Genomic DNA, 16775 nt, shown 5'->3' with positions numbered 1-16775 from the left:
ATTTGCAGCTTGGATGCCGCCGATCTGCCCGAGAATTTCAAGAGACGCAAGCCGAAACCGCGCCGGGGGACGCGGTTTCGGCACAATGTCCCTAACGCAGGACCGGGTTCAAAAAGGCCCGGAACACGCGCTGGACCGTCGGGATCAACAGCCACACCATCGCCACGACGACAAGCGGCACGATAATCAGCGTGCGCTGCCAGAGCGTCCAGCCTGTAGTCAGCGGAAAGACGAGGTACAGCAATCCCGTGACCAGCGGGTAGACGCCGGCGAAAACCAGCAGCGCGAAGCGGGGACGCGAAAAGCGGGTGACGTGAGCAGCCGATGCCATGAAGGCCTCCTATCAAAACGATACGTTTCGTTATATAAAACGGGCCGTTTCGTTTCGTCAAGAGGCTGTGCTAGTGGTGCGATCCCAACAGATGGTACCCATCTGTTTCGGTCAGACCACTAGGGTCAGCCGGAGATTCATGGGAGGAAACACGTCGATGACCGACGACGACGCTCAAAAACGGCAATCGATCGGCGCGCGGCGCAATCCGGATACCGCCGAGGCGATCCGCGCCGCAGCGCTGGCAATCCTGCAGGAAGAGGGCTACGCAGGCTTCTCCATCGAGAAAGTCGCGCGGCGGGCGCGCGCCGGCAAGCCAACCATCTATCGCTGGTGGCCAAGCAAGGCCGCGCTGCTGATCGAGGTCTACCACGCGCAGAAGCGAGACATCGATTATTCCGTGACCGATGACCTGGAACATGATCTCGTCGTGTTCCTCAAAAGCCTGTTCAGTCACTGGCACGACAGCCCGTCCGGCGACGTCTTCCGGTCCATCATGGCCGAGGCCCAGACGGAGCCGGCAGCGCGCGAAGCCTTCCTCGCCTATATTGACCAGCGGCGTCAGCGCATCGCCGAAATGGTCCGCCTACCGCGCGCCAAGAGCCGGCTTGCCGCCGATGTCGATCCGCTGATGGTGGCCGATCTGCTCGTCTCCTTCGCCTGGATGCGCCTTCTGACGAACGCGCTCGGCAACGCCGAGGCAGACATCCTCGCCATGGTTCGCAGCATTATCCATGGGATCGAGGCGCAGGAATGAACCAGGCAGCGGCGGCTTCAAGCGCAACAAAAAAAGGCGGATGCAACACACCCGCCTTTCCTAGGACCGCGAAACGCGAAAGCCGTTATTCGGCAGGCGCCGGCTCTTCGGCTTTTTCCTCGGCCGCGCCCTGGCGCTGCTTCTCGATGCCGTCGATGATTTCCTTCAGCGCCGGCTCCTTCACCTCGATCTCGGCCGCATCGCGCAAAGCCGAAACCTCCTCGACATATTTATCGCGCACCAGAACCGAGCGCACGCGGTCCTTCACCGTGTCGAATACCGGCGGCTGCTGGGCGCGCTTGTCTTCGACCTTGATGATATGAAAGCCGAACTGCGTCTCGACCGGCTCTTTCGAATAGTCGCCGGGGTTCATTGCAAACGCCGCCGTCTCGAACTCCGGCACCATCTGGCCGGCGCTGAAATAGCCGAGATCGCCACCATTGGCGGCCGCGCCGTCGGTCGATTTCTCCTTGGCGATCGCCTCGAAGTCACCGCCTTCGCCCAGCTGCTTGATGATTGCCTCGGCTTCTTCCTTGGTCTTCACCAGAATGTGGCGCGCACGAATCTCGTTGACCGCCGGCGCCGCGGCGACCTGCTTGTCGTAGCTCGCACGCACCTGATCCTCGGTCACGGCCTCATTGACCACCTTGTCGATGAATGCCGTGTGCAGCGCCTGCTGGCGCAGGAATGCCAGGCGCCGTTCGAAAGCCTCTCCCTGGTCGAGCTTGGCCTTCTCCGCTTCCGAAGAGAGCAGCCGGATCTCGATCAACGCGGAAAGCAGCGCCGCCCGGCGCTGGTCGCCCTGCAAATTGCCGAACTGCGCGCCGTACTCGCTGGTGGCGATCTCCAGATCGCCCTCCGTGATTTCCAGGCCATTCACCGTGGCAAGAACATCGGCATCCGCCGCCGGGGCGGACAGGACGCCCACCGCCGCCAAAGTCAGGCCGGCACCGACCTGAACGACAAGGAAACGGCGAAACGATTTCAGCATTGAACTCTCCGATCGTGATTCCGAAATTGTCCAAACCACCCAGGAATATGGCGGAATTTTGCGCGCCGGCCCATGTTTAACGCGGCGTTGACATCACTCTTGGCCCCTCTTATCTGTCCTGTGGTCGTGCGTCCAGAACCCATTTCCGGGCGTTATTGTCGTATCACCGCCTCAGCTTAGCATGAGCGGAATCATCCCGGCTCTTGAAGTGCCGCTTGTCAGGAAGTGAAAGGACCACTCGATGGTCAGTCTCGGCGGTCTCGCCCGCAAGGTTTTCGGCTCCTCCAACGATCGTCGTGTCAAGGGCCTGCGTCCTCGCGTCGATGCCATCAATGCGCTCGAGGAAGAAATCAAGGGGCTTTCCGATGAAGCCCTGCGGGCGCGCACGGTGGATTTCCGCAAGCAGCTTGCCGACGGCGCATCCCTGGACGACCTTCTGGTGCCGGCTTTCGCCACGGTGCGCGAGGCATCGCGCCGGGCGCTCGGCATGCGCCCCTTCGACGTGCAGCTGGTCGGCGGCATGGTGCTGCATGAAGGTTCCATCGCCGAGATGAAGACGGGCGAAGGCAAGACCCTGGTCGCCACCCTGCCCGTCTATCTGAACGCGCTCACCGGCAAGGGCGTCCATGTCGTTACCGTCAACGACTACCTGGCCCAGCGCGATTCCGCCTGGATGGCGCGCCTGTACGGCTTTCTCGGCCTGACCACCGGCGTCATTGTGCACGGCATGTCCGACGAGGAGCGGCGCGCGGCCTATGCCTGCGACGTCACCTACGGAACCAACAACGAACTCGGCTTCGACTATCTGCGCGACAACATGAAGTACGAGCGCGACCAGATGGTTCAGCGCGATCATTTCTACGCCATCGTCGACGAAGTGGATTCGATCCTGATCGACGAGGCGCGCACGCCGCTGATCATCTCCGGCCCGCTTGACGACCGCTCGGAACTCTACACCACCATCGACGCCTTCATTCCGAAGCTGGACGAGGCCGATTACGAGGTCGACGAAAAGCAGCGCACCGCCACCTTCACCGAAGAGGGCACGGAGAAGGTCGAGAACATGCTGCGCGAGGCGAACCTCTTCAAGGGGGATTCGCTCTACGACATCGAGAATGTCGCCATCGTGCACCATCTGAACAACGCCCTGAAGGCGCATCGGCTCTTCCAGCGCGACAAGGATTACATCGTCCGCGATGACGAGATCGTCATCATCGACGAGTTCACCGGCCGCATGATGCCGGGACGCCGCTTCTCCGAGGGACTGCACCAGTCCCTCGAGGCCAAGGAGCATGTGTCGATCCAGCCGGAAAACCAGACGCTGGCCTCGATCACCTTCCAGAATTATTTCCGCATGTACGACAAGCTGGCCGGCATGACCGGCACGGCATCGACCGAGGCGGAGGAGTTCGGCAACATCTACAATCTGAATGTCGTCGAGGTTCCCACCAACCTGCCGATCCAGCGCCTCGACGAGGACGATGAGGTCTACCGCACGGTCGATGAGAAGTTCCGCGCCATCGTCCGCGAAATCAAGGAAGCCAATGCCAAGGGCCAGCCGATCCTGGTCGGCACCACCTCGATCGAGAAGTCGGAGTTCCTGGCCGAACACCTGCGCAAGGAAGGCATCAAGAACTTCGAAGTGCTCAACGCGCGCCACCACGAGCGCGAGGCGTCGATCGTCGCCCAGGCCGGCAAGCCGGGCGCCATCACCATCGCCACCAACATGGCCGGCCGTGGCACCGATATCCAGCTCGGCGGCAACCCCGAAATGCGCATCGCCGACGAGCTCGGCGACATGGAGCCGAGCGCCGAGCGCGAGGCCAAGGAAAAGGCCATCCGCGAGGACGTGCAGCGGCTCAAGGAGCAGGCGATCGCCGCCGGCGGTCTCTACGTGTTGGCCACGGAACGTCATGAAAGCCGCCGCATCGACAACCAGTTGCGCGGCCGCTCCGGCCGTCAGGGCGATCCGGGCCGATCGAAATTCTTCCTGTCACTGCAGGATGACCTGATGCGCATCTTCGGTTCCGACCGCATGGACGGAATGCTGAAGAAGCTCGGTCTCAAGGAAGACGAGGCGATCGTCCACCCCTGGATCAACAAGGCGCTGGAGAAGGCGCAGAAGAAGGTCGAGGCACGCAATTTCGACATCCGCAAGAACCTGTTGAAGTTCGACGACGTGATGAACGATCAGCGCAAGGTCGTCTTCGACCAGCGCATCGAACTGATGGACGGCGACAATCTGTCGGAAACGGTCGCCGAAATGCGCCGCGACATGATCGACGACCTGGTCGATCGCCACATTCCCGAGCGGGCCTATGCCGAGCAATGGAAGATCGCCGAACTGAAGGAGGGCGTCCAGACGACGCTCAATCTCGATCTGCCGATCGAGGAATGGGCGGGCGAGGAAGGCATCGCCGAGGACGATATCCGCGAGCGCATCACCGAGGCAACTGAAACCGCCGCCAAGGACCGCGCTGAGCGTTTCGGACCTGAAATCATGAACTATGTCGAGAAATCGGTCCTCCTGCAGACGCTCGATCACCTGTGGCGCGAGCACCTGGTCAATCTCGACCATCTGCGCTCGGTCGTCGGTTTCCGCGGCTATGCCCAGCGCGATCCGCTGAACGAGTACAAATCCGAAGCCTTCGAGATGTTCCAGGCCATGCTCGGCAATCTGCGCCAGGCGGTCACTGCGCAGTTGATGCGGGTCGAGCTTGTCCGCGAGGCCGCCGACGCACCGCCGCCCCAGGCGCCGCAAATGGAGGCCCATCATGTCGACGGCTTCACCGGCGAGGACGATTTCGGCGCCGACACGATGACGCTTGCCCGCGTCGAAACGGGAACCGTCGCCGCCGAGGACCGCGACCCCAACGACCCCGCCACCTGGGGCAAGGTCGGCCGCAACGAGGCCTGCCCCTGCGGCTCCGGCAAGAAGTACAAGCATTGCCACGGCGCTTTCGCCTGACGCTGCGCTCCTGACGAAGCGCGTGCCGCAACGTCAGCGCCGAACCGTTTCTTAAAGACTTTGGGCTAGCGTCCCGGCGCATGGAGCGGAGCCCGAGCCGGAGAACGAGACGTTCCCGGTGCGGGCGCGCGCCATGTGGGGACGCAGGAGTTCCGCGCGCGGCGCGGATGCTTCGCGGCCAGGGTCACGGCGGAGTGTGGTTGCGTGCGCTTTTCAGTTGCAACGGCTGGTGAACGCCTCCTTCCGGAGCGGCTGTCGGCGCGCGCGCAGCCTTTTCTCGCACGGATCGATGCGCTCATTTCGGCGCCAGACGCGCGTGGCGAAGCCGGCCGCAACGCGCTCATCGCCTTCACCATCCGCATTGTCAACGCGGCGATTGCCTTCTTCAGTCAGGTCTTCCTGGCCCGCTGGATGGGCGAGTTCGAGTACGGCATCTTCGTCCTCGTCTGGGTGACGATGATCATCCTCGGCAATATTTCCTGCCTTGGCTTTCACACCTCGGTCATCCGCTTCATCCCCGAGTACCGCGCCAAGGGAGAATTCGCCGCGCTGCGCGGCATCAACCTGGCCAGCCGACTGTTCGTCCTCGGCTCATCCACCCTGTTCGCCGCCATCGGCATTCTCGGACTCTGGTACTTCGCTCCGTCCATCGAATCCTATTATGTGGTGCCATTCTATCTCGGCCTGATCTGCCTGCCCATGGCAGCGCTGAGCGACCTGATGCAAGGCGTGTCGCGCGCCAATGCCTGGGTCATATGGGCGCTGATGCCCACCTATTTCGTTCGCCCGCTGCTGATCCTGCTGTTCATGGCGATCGCCCTCTTTGCCGGCTACCCGGCGGATGCCAGGACCGCCATGTTCGCCGCGATCCTTGCCACCTATCTGACGACGCTGCTGCAGTTCGTCAGCGTCACGACCCGGGTCGACCGCAAGCTGCCGGCCGGCAGGCCCAGCTTCCGCATGCGCGAATGGACCGCCGTCTCGCTGCCCATCTTCCTCGTCGAGAGCTTCTTCTTCCTCCTCACCAATGCCGACGTTCTGATGGTCGGCCGCTACATGGCGCCGACCGACGTCGCCGTCTATTTCGCCACCGTGAAGACGCTGGCCCTGGTCCATTTCGTCTATTTCGCCGTCAAGGCGGGCGTTGCCCAGCGCTACGCTTCCTTCATGCATGGAGGCGACCGTGCCGGGCTCGAAACCTTCGCCCGCGAAACCGTGGGCTGGACCTTCTGGCCGTCGCTGGCCATGGGCATTGTCGTGCTGCTGGTGGGCAAGCCGATGCTGATGCTGTTCGGCGCGGCGTTCACCGAGGGTTACCCGCTTCTCTTCCTGCTGGTCACCTGCGTTGTCGCCCGCTCGGCGGTAGGACCGGCCGAAAGCCTCCTGACCATGAGCGGCCACCAGAAGATCTGCGCCGCCGTCTATGCCGCCACGCTGGCGATCAACATCGGCCTCAACATGCTTTTGATCCCGCTATACGGCCTGTGGGGCGCGGCGCTGGCGACTGGCGTTGCCATGCTGTTTGAAGCGGTCATTCTGTCCGTCACCGTGTGGCGCAAGCTCGGGATTGCCATGCTGATCTTCCTTCCCCTCAAGAAGGCCGAGCCCCTGAAGAAAACCGAGGTCGGGATATGAGTGTACCCCCCCTGTTGGAGGAGTTGAGCGGCAGCGCGTCGGGCGCGATGATCGACGAATTCGCCGGGCTCGCCGAAAATGCCGATCGGGCGCAACTCGAACTGCTGGCGAGCCAGCGCCCGGAGCGCAAGCTTGCCATTTATCCGGCCGCCGCCGGCTTCGACCTGGTCGAGGAACTCGACTACCTGGCGGCCCGTTCGATCGAATCGAACATCTTCTTCAACCCGCGCTTCCTGGCTCCGGCAATGCCGCGCCTGGAGGACCGCGAAGTGCGGCTGGCCGTCATCCGCGACGGCACCGAGGCCAAGAGCCGCCTGCGCCTTCTCGTGCCCTTCTCCGTCGAGCGTCCGGCCCTGCCACTCAGCGTTCCGGTGCTGCGCACCTGGGCAAGCCCGTATGGCCCGCTCGGCACGCCGTTGGTGGATTACGACGATCCGGCCGGCGTCATCGAGGACTTCTTCGCCATGCTGGCGCGGCCGCATTTGCACCTGCCAAAGGTGTTCGTGATGCCCGACGTGCGGCTCGACGGCCCGTTCACGGCCATGCTGCGCACGGTTGCCGATGCCCGAAACCTGCCCTTCCAGATAACCAACCGGGTTGAACGGCCGATCCTGCAGAGCCAGGAAGACGGCGAAACCTATCTCAAGGCGTCGTTGCGCGCTCACCACCACCGCGAGTTCCGCCGCCTGAAGCGGCGTTTGTCGGAGACAGGCAGCCTGGAGTACCGCATCGCCCGCCACCCCGATGAAATCCGCCATGGGGTCGAAGCCTTCCTCACGCTGGAAGCCGCCGGCTGGAAGGGGCGCGAGCGCACCGCCATGGCCATCGACCGCTATCGCGCCGCTTTCGCCCGCGAGGCTGTGCATCGCCTGGCCGAACGCGACCTGTGCCGCGTTCACATGCTGACCCTCGATGAGACGGTCATCGCCTGTCTCATCGTCTTCATCGAGAACGGCACCGCCTACACCTGGAAAACCGCTTATGACGAGACCCTGTCGGCGTTCTCGCCTGGAACGCTGCTGATGATCGAGGTCACCAAGAACCACCTCGACGACCCGAACATCACGGTCACCGATTCATGCGCCGTGCCGGATCACCCCGTCATGAGCCGGTTGTGGAGCGAGCGTCGCCCGCTCGGCACGATCGTCATCGGACTGACGCCGGATGCCGACCGCCATGTGCGCAAGGCGGCAGCGCAACTGAGCCTCTACCGCCGCACCCGCAACACGCTGCGCATCCTGCGCAACCGCTTGCGTCGCAAACCGGGCTGACCCCGGCGCCGCCATGCTGCGTGGCCGAGTGGCTCGTGCCGCGCCCTATCCGGCATCGGCCTCGCGCCGTGCCTGATCGCGAAAGATGCGCCGGATGACCTTGCCCGTCGTTGTCAGCGGCATCGATTCGACGAACGCCACCTCGCGCGGATATTCATGCGCTGAAAGCCGTTCGCGAACCCAAAGGCGGATTTCCTCGGCAAGCGCATCGCTCGGCTCCACCCCGGCGCGCAGAACGATATACGCCTTGACGATCTCGGTGCGCATCGGGTCCGGCTTGCCGACCGCGGCCGCCAGAGCGACCTGCGGATGGCCGGTCAAACAATCCTCGATCTCGGTCGGGCCGATGCGATAGCCGGACGATGTGATCACGTCGTCGTCGCGCCCGACGAAATGCACATAGCCGTCCGCGTCGCGCATGCCCTGGTCACCGGTGGTCATCCAGTCGCCGATGAATTTCTCGCGCGTCGCCTTCTCGTTCTGCCAATAGTGCAGGAACATCACGGGATCGGGGCGCCGCACGGCGATGTCGCCCGCCTCGCCGATCCTGGCTGGCCGACCCTCGCCATCGATGACCGCCACCTGGTGCCCCGGCACCGGCAAGCCGATGGCGCCGGGCCGCCCGACGCCCAGCGCATGGCATGAGGACAGGACCAGATTGCACTCGGTCTGGCCGTAGAATTCGTTGATGGCGAGGCCAAGCTCGGCACGCGCCCATTCGAACGTTTCGCGGCCAAGCGCCTCGCCGCCCGAGCCGACCGTGCGCAGCGAAAGATCGAAGCGCCGGCCGATCTCCGGCACCGTCTTCAGCATCCTGAGCGCCGTTGGCGGAACGAAGGCGTTGCGCACCTTCATCTTCTCCATCAATCCGAGCGCCGTTTCGGGATCGAACTTCTCGAATCGTCCCGCCACCACCGGCACGCCGAGATAGAGGCCGGGAAGCAGCACGTTGAGCAGGCCGCCTGCCCACGCCCAATCGGCCGGCGTCCACAACAGATCGCCGTCCTGCGGCAGGAACTCGTGGTGAAACTGAACGCCCGGCAGGTGGCCGAGCAGCACACGATGCCCATGCAGCGCGCCCTTCGGCGGACCGGTCGTACCGGACGTGAAGATCATCATCGCCGGGTCGTCGGGACCGGTGTCTTCAGCCGCGAAATGTCCCGGATTGTCGGCGACGACGCGCTGGAAATCCAGCGCCCCCCGGTCGGCGCCATCGACCGAAACGACGGTCTCGAGGCTGGTCAGGCGTTCGCGGATCGGCGTCAGCTTGGCAAGGCCCGCTTCATTGGTGATGACCGCCTTCGCGCCGGCGGAAAACAGACGGTATTCGAGCGCCTCCATGCCAAACAGAAGCGCCAGCGGCACGGCGATCGCGCCGAGCTTGTAGATCGCCGCGTGGGCGATCGCCGTCTCGAAGGATTGCGGCATGAGCAGCGCCACCCGGTCGCCACGCGTCACACCCGTGCGGCGCAATCCGTTGGCCAGCGCATCCGATTGCGCCGCGAGGGCGCCGTAGGTCAGCGTCGCGGCGGTTCCGTCAAGGCGATACTCGTAAAGCGCGATGCGCTCCGGCGCGCGCGCGGCCCACCGATTGGAGATGGCGGTGCCGATGTTGAAGCGTTGCGGAATGTCCCAGCGGAACCCGTCATGGAGCGCCTGATAGCTGTCACGCCGTTCGAGCATGGATACGGGGTCCCTCCCCTGCCCGATCAGCACATATCAGGCGGATTGGTGCCCCTGGCCGGGATCGAACCAGCACTCCTTGCGGAACTCGATTTTGAGTCGAGCGCGTCTACCAATTCCGCCACAGGGGCCCCGCCGCCAAAGGCCGGACAGGCAGCGGACTATACGGGGAAGCCGGTGCTCGTCAACACTTTGCCCCAGCAAATTGTCGCTCCTGCCGTCTCTTTTATCAGCGCCGTTGCGCGCACCGGCGACTGCGGCTAGACAAATGCCCTCACCGAGGGCCTTTGATGCTTCGCAAACTTTACGACTGGACCATGGCGCTGGCGGCGACGCGACATGCGCAAAAGGCTCTTGCCGCCGTATCCTTCATCGAAAGCTCGATCTTTCCGATCCCACCCGACGTGTTGCTCATCCCGATGGTGCTGTCGGAGCGGACGAAATGGCTGCGTTATGCGCTGATCTGCACCGTCAGCTCGGTGCTGGGCGCGCTTCTCGGCTATTTCATCGGCGCTTTTCTGTACGAGACCATCGGCCAGCCGATCCTCGCCTTCTACGGCAAGGAAAACGCCTTCGAGCAGATCGCCGGCTGGTACAACACCTGGGGCGGCTGGGGCGTGCTTTTCGCCGCGGTCACGCCTTTCCCCTACAAGGTGCTGACGATCTTCTCCGGCGCGACCGGATTGAACCTGCTGACCTTCGTCATCGTTTCGGTGATCGGCCGCGGCCTGCGCTTCTTCCTCGTCTCCTGGCTTCTCTATCATTTCGGCCCGCCGATCCGCATCTTCATCGAGAAGAATCTCGGCCTTCTTTTCACCCTTTTCATGGTTTTGCTGATCGGCGGCTTTGTCGCCGTCCGCTATGTATTCTAGAGGTTTTTCATGTCCCTGAGCGCCCCGACCGGCAAGACGCAGACACGCGCCGCCGCCCTTCTTGCCATCGGCATGGCGGCAACCGTCGGGACAGCGCTCGGCTTCCAGCATCTGGGCGGGTATATCCCGTGCATGCTCTGCCTCGAACAGCGCACGCCCTACTACATCGGCGCACCGCTGATGCTGCTAGCGCTGATCGCCTCGTGGCTGAAGGCGCCGCCGATCGTCACGCGCGGCCTGCTGGCCGCCGGTGGCGCGCTGATGCTCTACGGGATGGGCCTCGGCGTCTATCACGCCGGCGTCGAATGGAGCTGGTGGGAAGGCCCGGCCGATTGCGGCGTCGCCGTCATGCCGAGCGGTTCGGCGGGCGGCAATTTGCTTGATCAGCTCAACGCGGTAATCCCCCCCTCCTGCAACCAGGCGGCCGGGCGTTTCCTCGGCCTGTCCTTTGCCGGGTGGAACGTGCTGGCAAGTGCGCTCTGGGCGACGATCGCCCTGCGTGCAGCGTTCAAGCGCTGACGCTCGCCGGGCTTTACGGCTCCAGTTCGACATCCCAGTAGAGATAATCCATCCAGCTTTCGTGCAGGTGGTTGGGCGGGAAAAGCCGGCCGTTATTGTGCAGATCGTGCACGGTCGGGCGAAACGGCTTCTGCTGCGGCCACATCTTGGCCCGCGCCGGCATCAGCCCGCCCTTCCTGAGATTGCAGGGTGAGCAGGCGGCCACGACGTTCTCCCAGGAAGTAACCCCGCCGGAGCGGCGGGGAATCACATGGTCGAACGTCAGATCCTCGCGCGTACCGCAATATTGGCATTGGAACCGGTCGCGCAGAAACACGTTGAAGCGCGTGAAGGCAGGATAGCGCGACGGCTTCACATAGGTCTTCAGGCTGATGACGCTCGGCAGCCTCATCGAAAATGACGGCGAGGAGACCTGGTGCTCGTATTCGGCGACAATATTCACCCGGTCGAGGAAGACCGCCTTGATGGCGTCCTGCCACGACCACAGCGACAGCGGGTAATAGCTCAGCGGCCGGTAGTCCGCGTTCAGCACCAGAGCGGGCATGCCGTCCGGCGAAGCAGCGATCGTCACGTCCTTGGAGCTCCTTCACTGGCCCAGCGCGCACTCTGCCCTGCAGGCAGGTGGACGCTATTCCCTTGTTCTCCGCACCGTGCGAACGGCAAGCCGTTCCGCTTGCCTGCAAGATGCTCAAGTCGATCGACGCGGATACTGTAAGCCCGCCATGACAGGAATGTGAAGCGGATATTTTGCTTTGTGACGCGCTAAACACCCGGATTCCCGCAGCTTTTCGGCCTTTTACGGCAAGGGCGCGGCCTCTCGCCCCTTCATCTCGCGATAATAGGCCCAGAACAGGCGCGCGGCGACCGCCCGAAAGGGCGCCCATGATTCGGCCATCCCGGCCAGCGCCCGCGCATCGGGGCGGGCTGCAAGCCCGAAGGCATGAGCGACGGCGGCCTGTAGCGCCACGTCGCGCGCCGGGAACACGTCGGGATGCCCCGCCGAGACCAGCAGATACACCTCCGCCGTCCACGGCCCGATGCCGGGAATGGCGGTCATCCGGGAAATGGCCTCCTCGGCCTCCACCGTGCACAGGGCGTCGAGATCGAGTGTCCCGTCGCAGGCAGCCCGTGCCACGGCAACCAGCGTCCGCTGCTTGGCCCGCGACAGGCCGGCGGCGATCAGCGGCTCCTCGCCGGCCGAAAGCAGCGCCACGGGCGTCAGCGGCGCCACACGCTCCACGAGCCGGCCAAAGATCGCATCGGCGCTGGCCCGCGAAACCTGCTGCGAGACGATGACCGAGGCGAGACTGGCAAAGCCCGGCTGCGTCCGCCGCAACGGCACGCCGCCGGCAAAGGCCCTGACCGGCACGAGCCGCGGGTCAGCGACCACGAGCGCGTCCAGTCCCTCCACAATGTGGCTGTCGGTTTCGATGCGGCGCATGGGGCGACTTGGACCAATCTTGCTGCGACCAATCTTGCTGCGAGTGGAGGAAATCCGTAGCAATCGTTGCATGCCGACCGCAACCCGATTCGCCGAACACTCATGACAAAGCCGGTCTTCCGCTTCGCGCCCAGCCCGAATGGCGAGCTCCACCTCGGCCACGCCTATTCGGCGCTGGTCAACTGGCGAATGGCACAAGAGACCGGGGGCCGGTTCCTGCTGCGCATCGAGGACATCGACGTCACCCGCTGCACGCCGGCCTTCGAGGACGGCATCTACCGCGATCTCGCCTGGCTCGGGCTGGAATGGGAGAAACCCGCACGCCGCCAGTCGGACCATTTCGACGACTATCGGGAAGCGCTGGAGCAGTTGATCGACGCCGAGCTTGTCTACCCCGCCTTCATGACCCGCGGCGAGGTGCGGACCCGCATCGCCCACGACGAGGCAGAGGGCCGCTCATGGCCGCGCGATCCCGACGGTGCGCCGCGCTATCCCGGCGACGACAAGCATCTGAGCCTTGCCGAGCGGCGAGGCCGGATCGCCGAGGGCGCGCCGTTTGCCTGGCGGCTCGACATGCGTCGCGCCATGGCCCATGCCGGCGTCGCGCCAAGATGGGACGAAACCGGCCAGGGCCCGCGTGGTGAAACAGGCATCGTCACGGCCAGCCCGCAAGACTGGGGCGACGTGGTGATCGCCCGCAGGGAAATTCCGGCCAGCTATCACCTGTCGGTCACGGTGGATGATGCGTTGCAGGGGATCACCCATGTGGTGCGCGGCCGCGACCTGTTCTACGCCACCGCCATACATCGGCTGCTCCAGGAATTGCTCGGTCTGCCGGTCCCCAGCTACCATCATCACGACCTGATCGTCGACGACGACCGCCGCAAACTGTCGAAAAGCCGTGGCGACACCAGCCTGGCAGCCCTGCGCACCACCGGCGCGACGCCGGCCGACATCGCCCGCATGGTGGGACTGGGCTAGAGCAATTCCAGGAAAAGTGGGAACCGGTTTTCCGTCCGGAATTGCGTAAAAACAAAGAGATCGAGCATTTCCGCGACTCGGAGAAAAGCGGAAATGCTCTAGATTATTCGCCTGAGGATGGCTTTGACGAAGGTCATCACCAGGAGCGCGGTGAAGGCGCCGCTCAAACCCGCCAGTGCCCCTTCCATAAGGCTGGTGAAGCGGATGCCGTAATCGTTCGCCATGTAGACTGTGGCGAAAAACGCGATGGTGATGATGCCCGCATTGCCCATCGCCCCGAAACCATCCTCGCGCATGACGGCGTCCAGCGCCATCGACAGCAGATAGGACAGCATCGTCACCGCGGCGACGGCGAACAGCAGCCAGCTCGTGTCCAGTTTCATCAGCATCCGTGCACTCCCGCCCGGTTCAGGCAACCGTTCGCGCTGGCGCATCGGCCCGAAAATCGGCATCGATTTTCGGCAAGCACGATGCGCAGATTCAAGGTGTTGGGTCGCCTGCGTCCAATCGGACGCCGACGCTCCCTGCACACAACAGTTCAGCGCGATTGATGATAGCTTGGAAATGTTTCGCTTTTCTTGCTCTCCTGGAGCAGCTACAGCGCAGGCCGGTATTATCCCGCCCGATACAAGCCGATGGCCGCCTCGATGAAGAACTCCGCCCGGGTTGTTCCCGCCCTTTTCGTCGTCCTCTGGGCGACCGGCTTCATCGGCGCCCGCTATGCGATGCCCTGGGCCGAGCCGTTCACCTTTCTGTGGGTGCGCTTCGCCCTGTCCTTCGCCCTGCTCCTCGCTCTCATACCCATTTTCGGCGCCAAGGCGATCGGCCTGCGCAATGCTCTGCATGCCGGCATCGCCGGTATCCTGATGCACGCGCTCTATCTCGGCGGCGTCTTCTGGGCGGTCAAGCACGGCCTGCCGGCGGGGTTCGCCGGTCTCATCGTCGGGCTGCAGCCCATGCTCACGGCCGTGATGGCGGGTGCCTTCATCGGCGAGACCGTAACCCGCAAGCACTGGTTCGGCCTGCTGGTCGGCCTGGTCGGCGTCGCCATCGTGCTGTCGCCCAAGTTCAACCAGATCAGCGGCGGCGTAACCTTGGCGACCGTCGGCGCGGCGATTGTCGCCGTCATCGCCATGAGCGCCGGCACGGTGTGGCAGAAGCATTTCGTCTCGCGCGCCGACCTCGTCACGGTCACGCTTTGCCAGTATGCCGGCGGCTGGCTGGTCGCCTTCTGCGCCTCGCTGGCCTTCGAGCATCAGGAGTTCACCATCAATGGCGAGCTGATCTTCGCCATGGCCTGGCTGGTGCTGGTCCTGTCGCTCGGCGCCATCTTCCTGCTGATGATCCTCATCCGCGAGGGCGAGGTCGCCCGCGTCGCCTCGCTGTTCTATCTCGTTCCCGCTGTAACGGCGCTATTGGCCTGGCTCCTGTTCGGCGAAACGCTCAACCTGGTGCAGCTTGTCGGCATGGCGATCACCACCTTCGGCGTCGCGCTGGCCACCCGAAAGCCGCCGGCTCAGCCCTTGCCGGCGCCGACGACCGCCCGCGCCTCCCGGTAGCGCTTGATCGAGGCGTTCATCTCGCCGCCGAGAATGAACACCGCCGAGATGATGTACAGGAAGACCACCGCGATCATGATCGATGCCAGCCCCGCATAAGTGCTGGCATAATTGCTGAAACGGCCGAGATACGCGGCGAACAGGCTCGACCCGGCAAACGAACCGAGCAGCGTGAAGGCAACGCCCGGCAGCACCTCCCACAGGCTGCGCCTGCCCGCCGGCAGCCACAGATGCACCGAGATCAGCGCCAGCACCAGCACGGTCAGGGCGATCACGTAGCGCCAGAAGGTGATGGTCCCCACATAGGGCGCGATCCATTCGAGATTGTTGACGGCGATGTTGAGCGCCACCGGCGCCACCACCAGGAGCAGGCTGATCGCCAGGAAACCGATCGTCGCCACCAGCACGAACACCAGGCTCTGCGCCCGCAGCCGTAAGATGGACCGCTGCTCGGTAACCCGGTAGGCGCGGTTGAGCGACAGGCGCAGCGCCTCGACGCCGTTCGAGGCGAACACGCCGGCGAGCACCACGCCGAAGGTCAGGAGGCCGCCGCGGCGCACGCCAAGCACATTGTGCACCTCATTGGCGATCGGCTCGGCCACCTCCTTCGGCCAGGTGTCGAAGATGAGGTCGATGGCCTGCTCCGAAAAGGCGTCGGCGCCGAGAAAGCTCGCCAGCGCCGTGGCGAAGATGAGGAACGGGAACAGCGCCATCAGCGCCGAGATCGCCACATGGCTCGACATGGCCCAGCCGTCATCCGTGTTGAAATGACCGAACGCATCCCCCAGGATGCGCCTCGTGGCCGTCAATCCGCGCACTGTGCCACCTGTATCATCATTCCTCGCATGCCTTTTATTGTCTCGCCCCCGCCAATATGTGAAACCCTCACGCTTATACACAAGTGGGAGCGCATATTTCTTGGCCGCACGACGCACCATTCTCCTCACCGGCGCTTCCTCCGGCATCGGCGCCTATTGCGCCCGCGCCCTGCAGCGCGACGGTTGGCGCGTCTTCGCCACCGCCCGCACCGACGCCGACATGGCGGCACTGGAAGGCGACGGTGTTGAAGCCCTGTATCTGGATTACGCCGAACCGGCTTCGATTGCCGCCACAGCCAGCGAGGTCCTGCGGCGCACCGGCGGCACGCTCGACGCGCTGTTCAACAATGGCGCCTATGCGCAGGCCGGCGCCGTCGAGGATCTGCCGGTCGAGGCGCTGCGCCACCAGTTCGAGGTGAATGTCTTCGGCTGGCACGACCTGACGCGGCGCGTCGTACCCGTCATGCGCGCCCAGGGACATGGCCGGATCGTCCATTGCTCCTCCATTCTCGGCCTCGTGCCGATCAGGTTCCGCGGCGCCTACGCCGCCTCGAAACATGCCATCGAGGGATTGATGCTGTGCCAGCGCGCCGAGCTGCAAGGGTCCGGCATCCACGTTTGTCTGATCGAGCCCGGCCCCATCGCCTCGAACATCGCCAGCAACGGGCTCGCCTGGTTCGAGCGCCATATCGATCACGAGAACTCGGTCCACCGCGAGGCGTACCAGGCGCAGCTCGCCCGCCTGCGCCAGGGCGGCGCCAAGTCGCGTTTCAAGCTCGGGCCGGAGGCCGTATACGTCAAGCTGCGGCACGCGCTTGTTTCCCCGGCGCCGCGTCCGCACTATGTGGTAACGACGCCGGCGCGCATCGGTGTCGCATTGAAACGCCTCCTGCCGGCACGCATGCTGTACCGCTTCCTGTCCGACAAGGGCTGACCTGAACAAAGAAAG

16 protein-coding genes and 1 tRNA gene are annotated in these 16775 nt (G+C 64.2%); 9 read left to right on the top strand and 8 right to left on the bottom strand.

What is annotated here, in order from left to right:
* Nucleotides 1–91: 91 nt before the first annotated feature.
* A complete protein-coding gene (locus tag AB843_RS02305; protein ID WP_048645131.1) occupies nt 92–331 on the bottom strand; it encodes a putative antibiotic biosynthesis monooxygenase in 240 nt (79 codons plus the stop codon).
* 157 nt (nt 332–488) lie between these two features.
* Between AB843_RS02305 and AB843_RS02300 the strand changes: the two genes are divergently transcribed.
* Nucleotides 489–1088: a TetR/AcrR family transcriptional regulator gene (locus AB843_RS02300; protein WP_048645130.1), complete on the top strand. Its 600-nt coding sequence runs from the start codon at nt 489–491 to the stop codon at nt 1086–1088.
* Between the two features lie 85 nt (nt 1089–1173).
* Here the strand turns inward: AB843_RS02300 and AB843_RS02295 are convergent, their stop codons facing one another.
* Nucleotides 1174–2079 carry a peptidylprolyl isomerase gene (locus AB843_RS02295; RefSeq protein ID WP_048645129.1) on the bottom strand — a complete coding sequence of 302 codons (906 nt, stop codon included), beginning with the start codon at nt 2077–2079 and terminating at the stop codon, nt 1174–1176.
* A 241-nt stretch (nt 2080–2320) separates the two neighbouring features.
* Between AB843_RS02295 and secA the strand changes: the two genes are divergently transcribed.
* The 3 genes from secA to AB843_RS02280 all read left to right on the top strand — a co-directional run bounded on the left by secA (nt 2321) and on the right by AB843_RS02280 (nt 7953).
* Nucleotides 2321–5047: a preprotein translocase subunit SecA gene (gene secA, locus AB843_RS02290; protein ID WP_048645128.1), complete on the top strand. Its 2727-nt coding sequence runs from the start codon at nt 2321–2323 to the stop codon at nt 5045–5047.
* 204 nt (nt 5048–5251) lie between these two features.
* Nucleotides 5252–6682 (top strand): lipopolysaccharide biosynthesis protein, encoded by a 1431-nt coding sequence (locus AB843_RS02285; protein ID WP_048645127.1) that lies wholly within the window; start codon nt 5252–5254, stop codon nt 6680–6682.
* The gene (locus tag AB843_RS02280; RefSeq protein ID WP_048645126.1) at nt 6679–7953 is read left to right on the top strand and encodes a GNAT family N-acetyltransferase; all 1275 of its coding nucleotides are present in this window, start codon (nt 6679–6681) and stop codon (nt 7951–7953) included. The genes AB843_RS02285 and AB843_RS02280 overlap by 4 nt, the downstream gene beginning before the upstream one ends.
* A gap of 45 nt (nt 7954–7998) precedes the next feature.
* Here AB843_RS02280 and AB843_RS02275 read toward each other — a convergent pair whose 3' ends face one another.
* Nucleotides 7999–9636, bottom strand: coding sequence for an AMP-binding protein (locus tag AB843_RS02275; protein ID WP_048645125.1), 1638 nt, complete (start codon nt 9634–9636; stop codon nt 7999–8001).
* A 46-nt stretch (nt 9637–9682) separates the two neighbouring features.
* Nucleotides 9683–9767: transfer RNA gene (locus tag AB843_RS02270), tRNA-Leu, on the bottom strand.
* 159 nt (nt 9768–9926) lie between these two features.
* Here AB843_RS02270 and AB843_RS02265 point away from each other — a divergent pair.
* Together AB843_RS02265 and AB843_RS02260 are read left to right on the top strand one after the other, a co-directional pair.
* Nucleotides 9927–10508, top strand: a complete 582-nt coding sequence (locus AB843_RS02265; protein ID WP_048645124.1) for a YqaA family protein — start codon at nt 9927–9929, stop codon at nt 10506–10508.
* A gap of 9 nt (nt 10509–10517) precedes the next feature.
* On the top strand, nt 10518–11027 hold the full coding sequence (locus AB843_RS02260) for a disulfide bond formation protein B (RefSeq protein ID WP_048645123.1): 510 nt from the start codon (nt 10518–10520) through the stop codon (nt 11025–11027).
* 13 nt (nt 11028–11040) lie between these two features.
* Here the strand turns inward: AB843_RS02260 and AB843_RS02255 are convergent, their stop codons facing one another.
* Together AB843_RS02255 and AB843_RS02250 are read right to left on the bottom strand one after the other, a co-directional pair.
* The gene (locus AB843_RS02255; RefSeq protein WP_048645122.1) at nt 11041–11598 is read right to left on the bottom strand and encodes an HNH endonuclease; all 558 of its coding nucleotides are present in this window, start codon (nt 11596–11598) and stop codon (nt 11041–11043) included.
* Nucleotides 11599–11823: 225 nt separating this feature from the next.
* Complete coding sequence (locus tag AB843_RS02250; protein WP_048645121.1) at nt 11824–12468, bottom strand: DNA-3-methyladenine glycosylase family protein; 645 nt, start codon at nt 12466–12468, stop codon at nt 11824–11826.
* Nucleotides 12469–12570: 102 nt separating this feature from the next.
* On the opposite strand from AB843_RS02250, the gene gluQRS reads away from it, so the two are divergent.
* Nucleotides 12571–13449, top strand: coding sequence for a tRNA glutamyl-Q(34) synthetase GluQRS (gene gluQRS / locus AB843_RS02245; RefSeq protein ID WP_048645120.1), 879 nt, complete (start codon nt 12571–12573; stop codon nt 13447–13449).
* A 98-nt stretch (nt 13450–13547) separates the two neighbouring features.
* Here gluQRS and AB843_RS02240 read toward each other — a convergent pair whose 3' ends face one another.
* Nucleotides 13548–13838, bottom strand: a complete 291-nt coding sequence (locus AB843_RS02240) for a hypothetical protein (RefSeq protein ID WP_048645119.1) — start codon at nt 13836–13838, stop codon at nt 13548–13550.
* A gap of 258 nt (nt 13839–14096) precedes the next feature.
* Between AB843_RS02240 and AB843_RS02235 the strand changes: the two genes are divergently transcribed.
* Nucleotides 14097–15008 (top strand): DMT family transporter, encoded by a 912-nt coding sequence (locus tag AB843_RS02235; protein ID WP_048645215.1) that lies wholly within the window; start codon nt 14097–14099, stop codon nt 15006–15008.
* Here the strand turns inward: AB843_RS02235 and AB843_RS02230 are convergent.
* The gene (locus AB843_RS02230) at nt 14966–15826 is read right to left on the bottom strand and encodes a YihY/virulence factor BrkB family protein (protein WP_048645118.1); all 861 of its coding nucleotides are present in this window, start codon (nt 15824–15826) and stop codon (nt 14966–14968) included. The genes AB843_RS02235 and AB843_RS02230 overlap by 43 nt on opposite strands.
* Nucleotides 15827–15926: 100 nt before the next feature.
* On the opposite strand from AB843_RS02230, the gene AB843_RS02225 reads away from it, so the two are divergent.
* Complete coding sequence (locus AB843_RS02225; protein WP_048645117.1) at nt 15927–16760, top strand: SDR family oxidoreductase; 834 nt, start codon at nt 15927–15929, stop codon at nt 16758–16760.
* Nucleotides 16761–16775: the final 15 nt, after the last annotated feature.

The organism is Nitratireductor soli (genome assembly GCF_001050155.1).
Taxonomy (GTDB): Bacteria; Pseudomonadota; Alphaproteobacteria; order Rhizobiales; family Rhizobiaceae; genus Nitratireductor; species Nitratireductor soli.
The sequence above is the reverse complement of the archived record's forward strand: the minus strand, read 5'-3'. Positions and strand labels throughout refer to the sequence as shown.

Bases quoted from the DNA above. Each gene is read 5' to 3' on its own strand.
- AB843_RS02305 (WP_048645131.1), bottom strand. From the start codon at position 331: ATGGCATCGGCTGCTCACGTCACCCGCTTTTCGCGTCCCCGCTTCGCG.
- AB843_RS02300 (WP_048645130.1), top strand. From the start codon at position 489: ATGACCGACGACGACGCTCAAAAACGGCAATCGATCGGCGCGCGGCGC.
- AB843_RS02295 (WP_048645129.1), bottom strand. From the start codon at position 2,079: ATGCTGAAATCGTTTCGCCGTTTCCTTGTCGTTCAGGTCGGTGCCGGC.
- secA (WP_048645128.1), top strand. From the start codon at position 2,321: ATGGTCAGTCTCGGCGGTCTCGCCCGCAAGGTTTTCGGCTCCTCCAAC.
- AB843_RS02280 (WP_048645126.1), top strand. From the start codon at position 6,679: ATGAGTGTACCCCCCCTGTTGGAGGAGTTGAGCGGCAGCGCGTCGGGC.
- AB843_RS02275 (WP_048645125.1), bottom strand. From the start codon at position 9,636: ATGCTCGAACGGCGTGACAGCTATCAGGCGCTCCATGACGGGTTCCGC.
- AB843_RS02265 (WP_048645124.1), top strand. From the start codon at position 9,927: ATGCTTCGCAAACTTTACGACTGGACCATGGCGCTGGCGGCGACGCGA.
- AB843_RS02260 (WP_048645123.1), top strand. From the start codon at position 10,518: ATGTCCCTGAGCGCCCCGACCGGCAAGACGCAGACACGCGCCGCCGCC.
- AB843_RS02250 (WP_048645121.1), bottom strand. From the start codon at position 12,468: ATGCGCCGCATCGAAACCGACAGCCACATTGTGGAGGGACTGGACGCG.
- gluQRS (WP_048645120.1), top strand. From the start codon at position 12,571: ATGACAAAGCCGGTCTTCCGCTTCGCGCCCAGCCCGAATGGCGAGCTC.
- AB843_RS02240 (WP_048645119.1), bottom strand. From the start codon at position 13,838: ATGCTGATGAAACTGGACACGAGCTGGCTGCTGTTCGCCGTCGCCGCG.
- AB843_RS02235 (WP_048645215.1), top strand. From the start codon at position 14,097: ATGAAGAACTCCGCCCGGGTTGTTCCCGCCCTTTTCGTCGTCCTCTGG.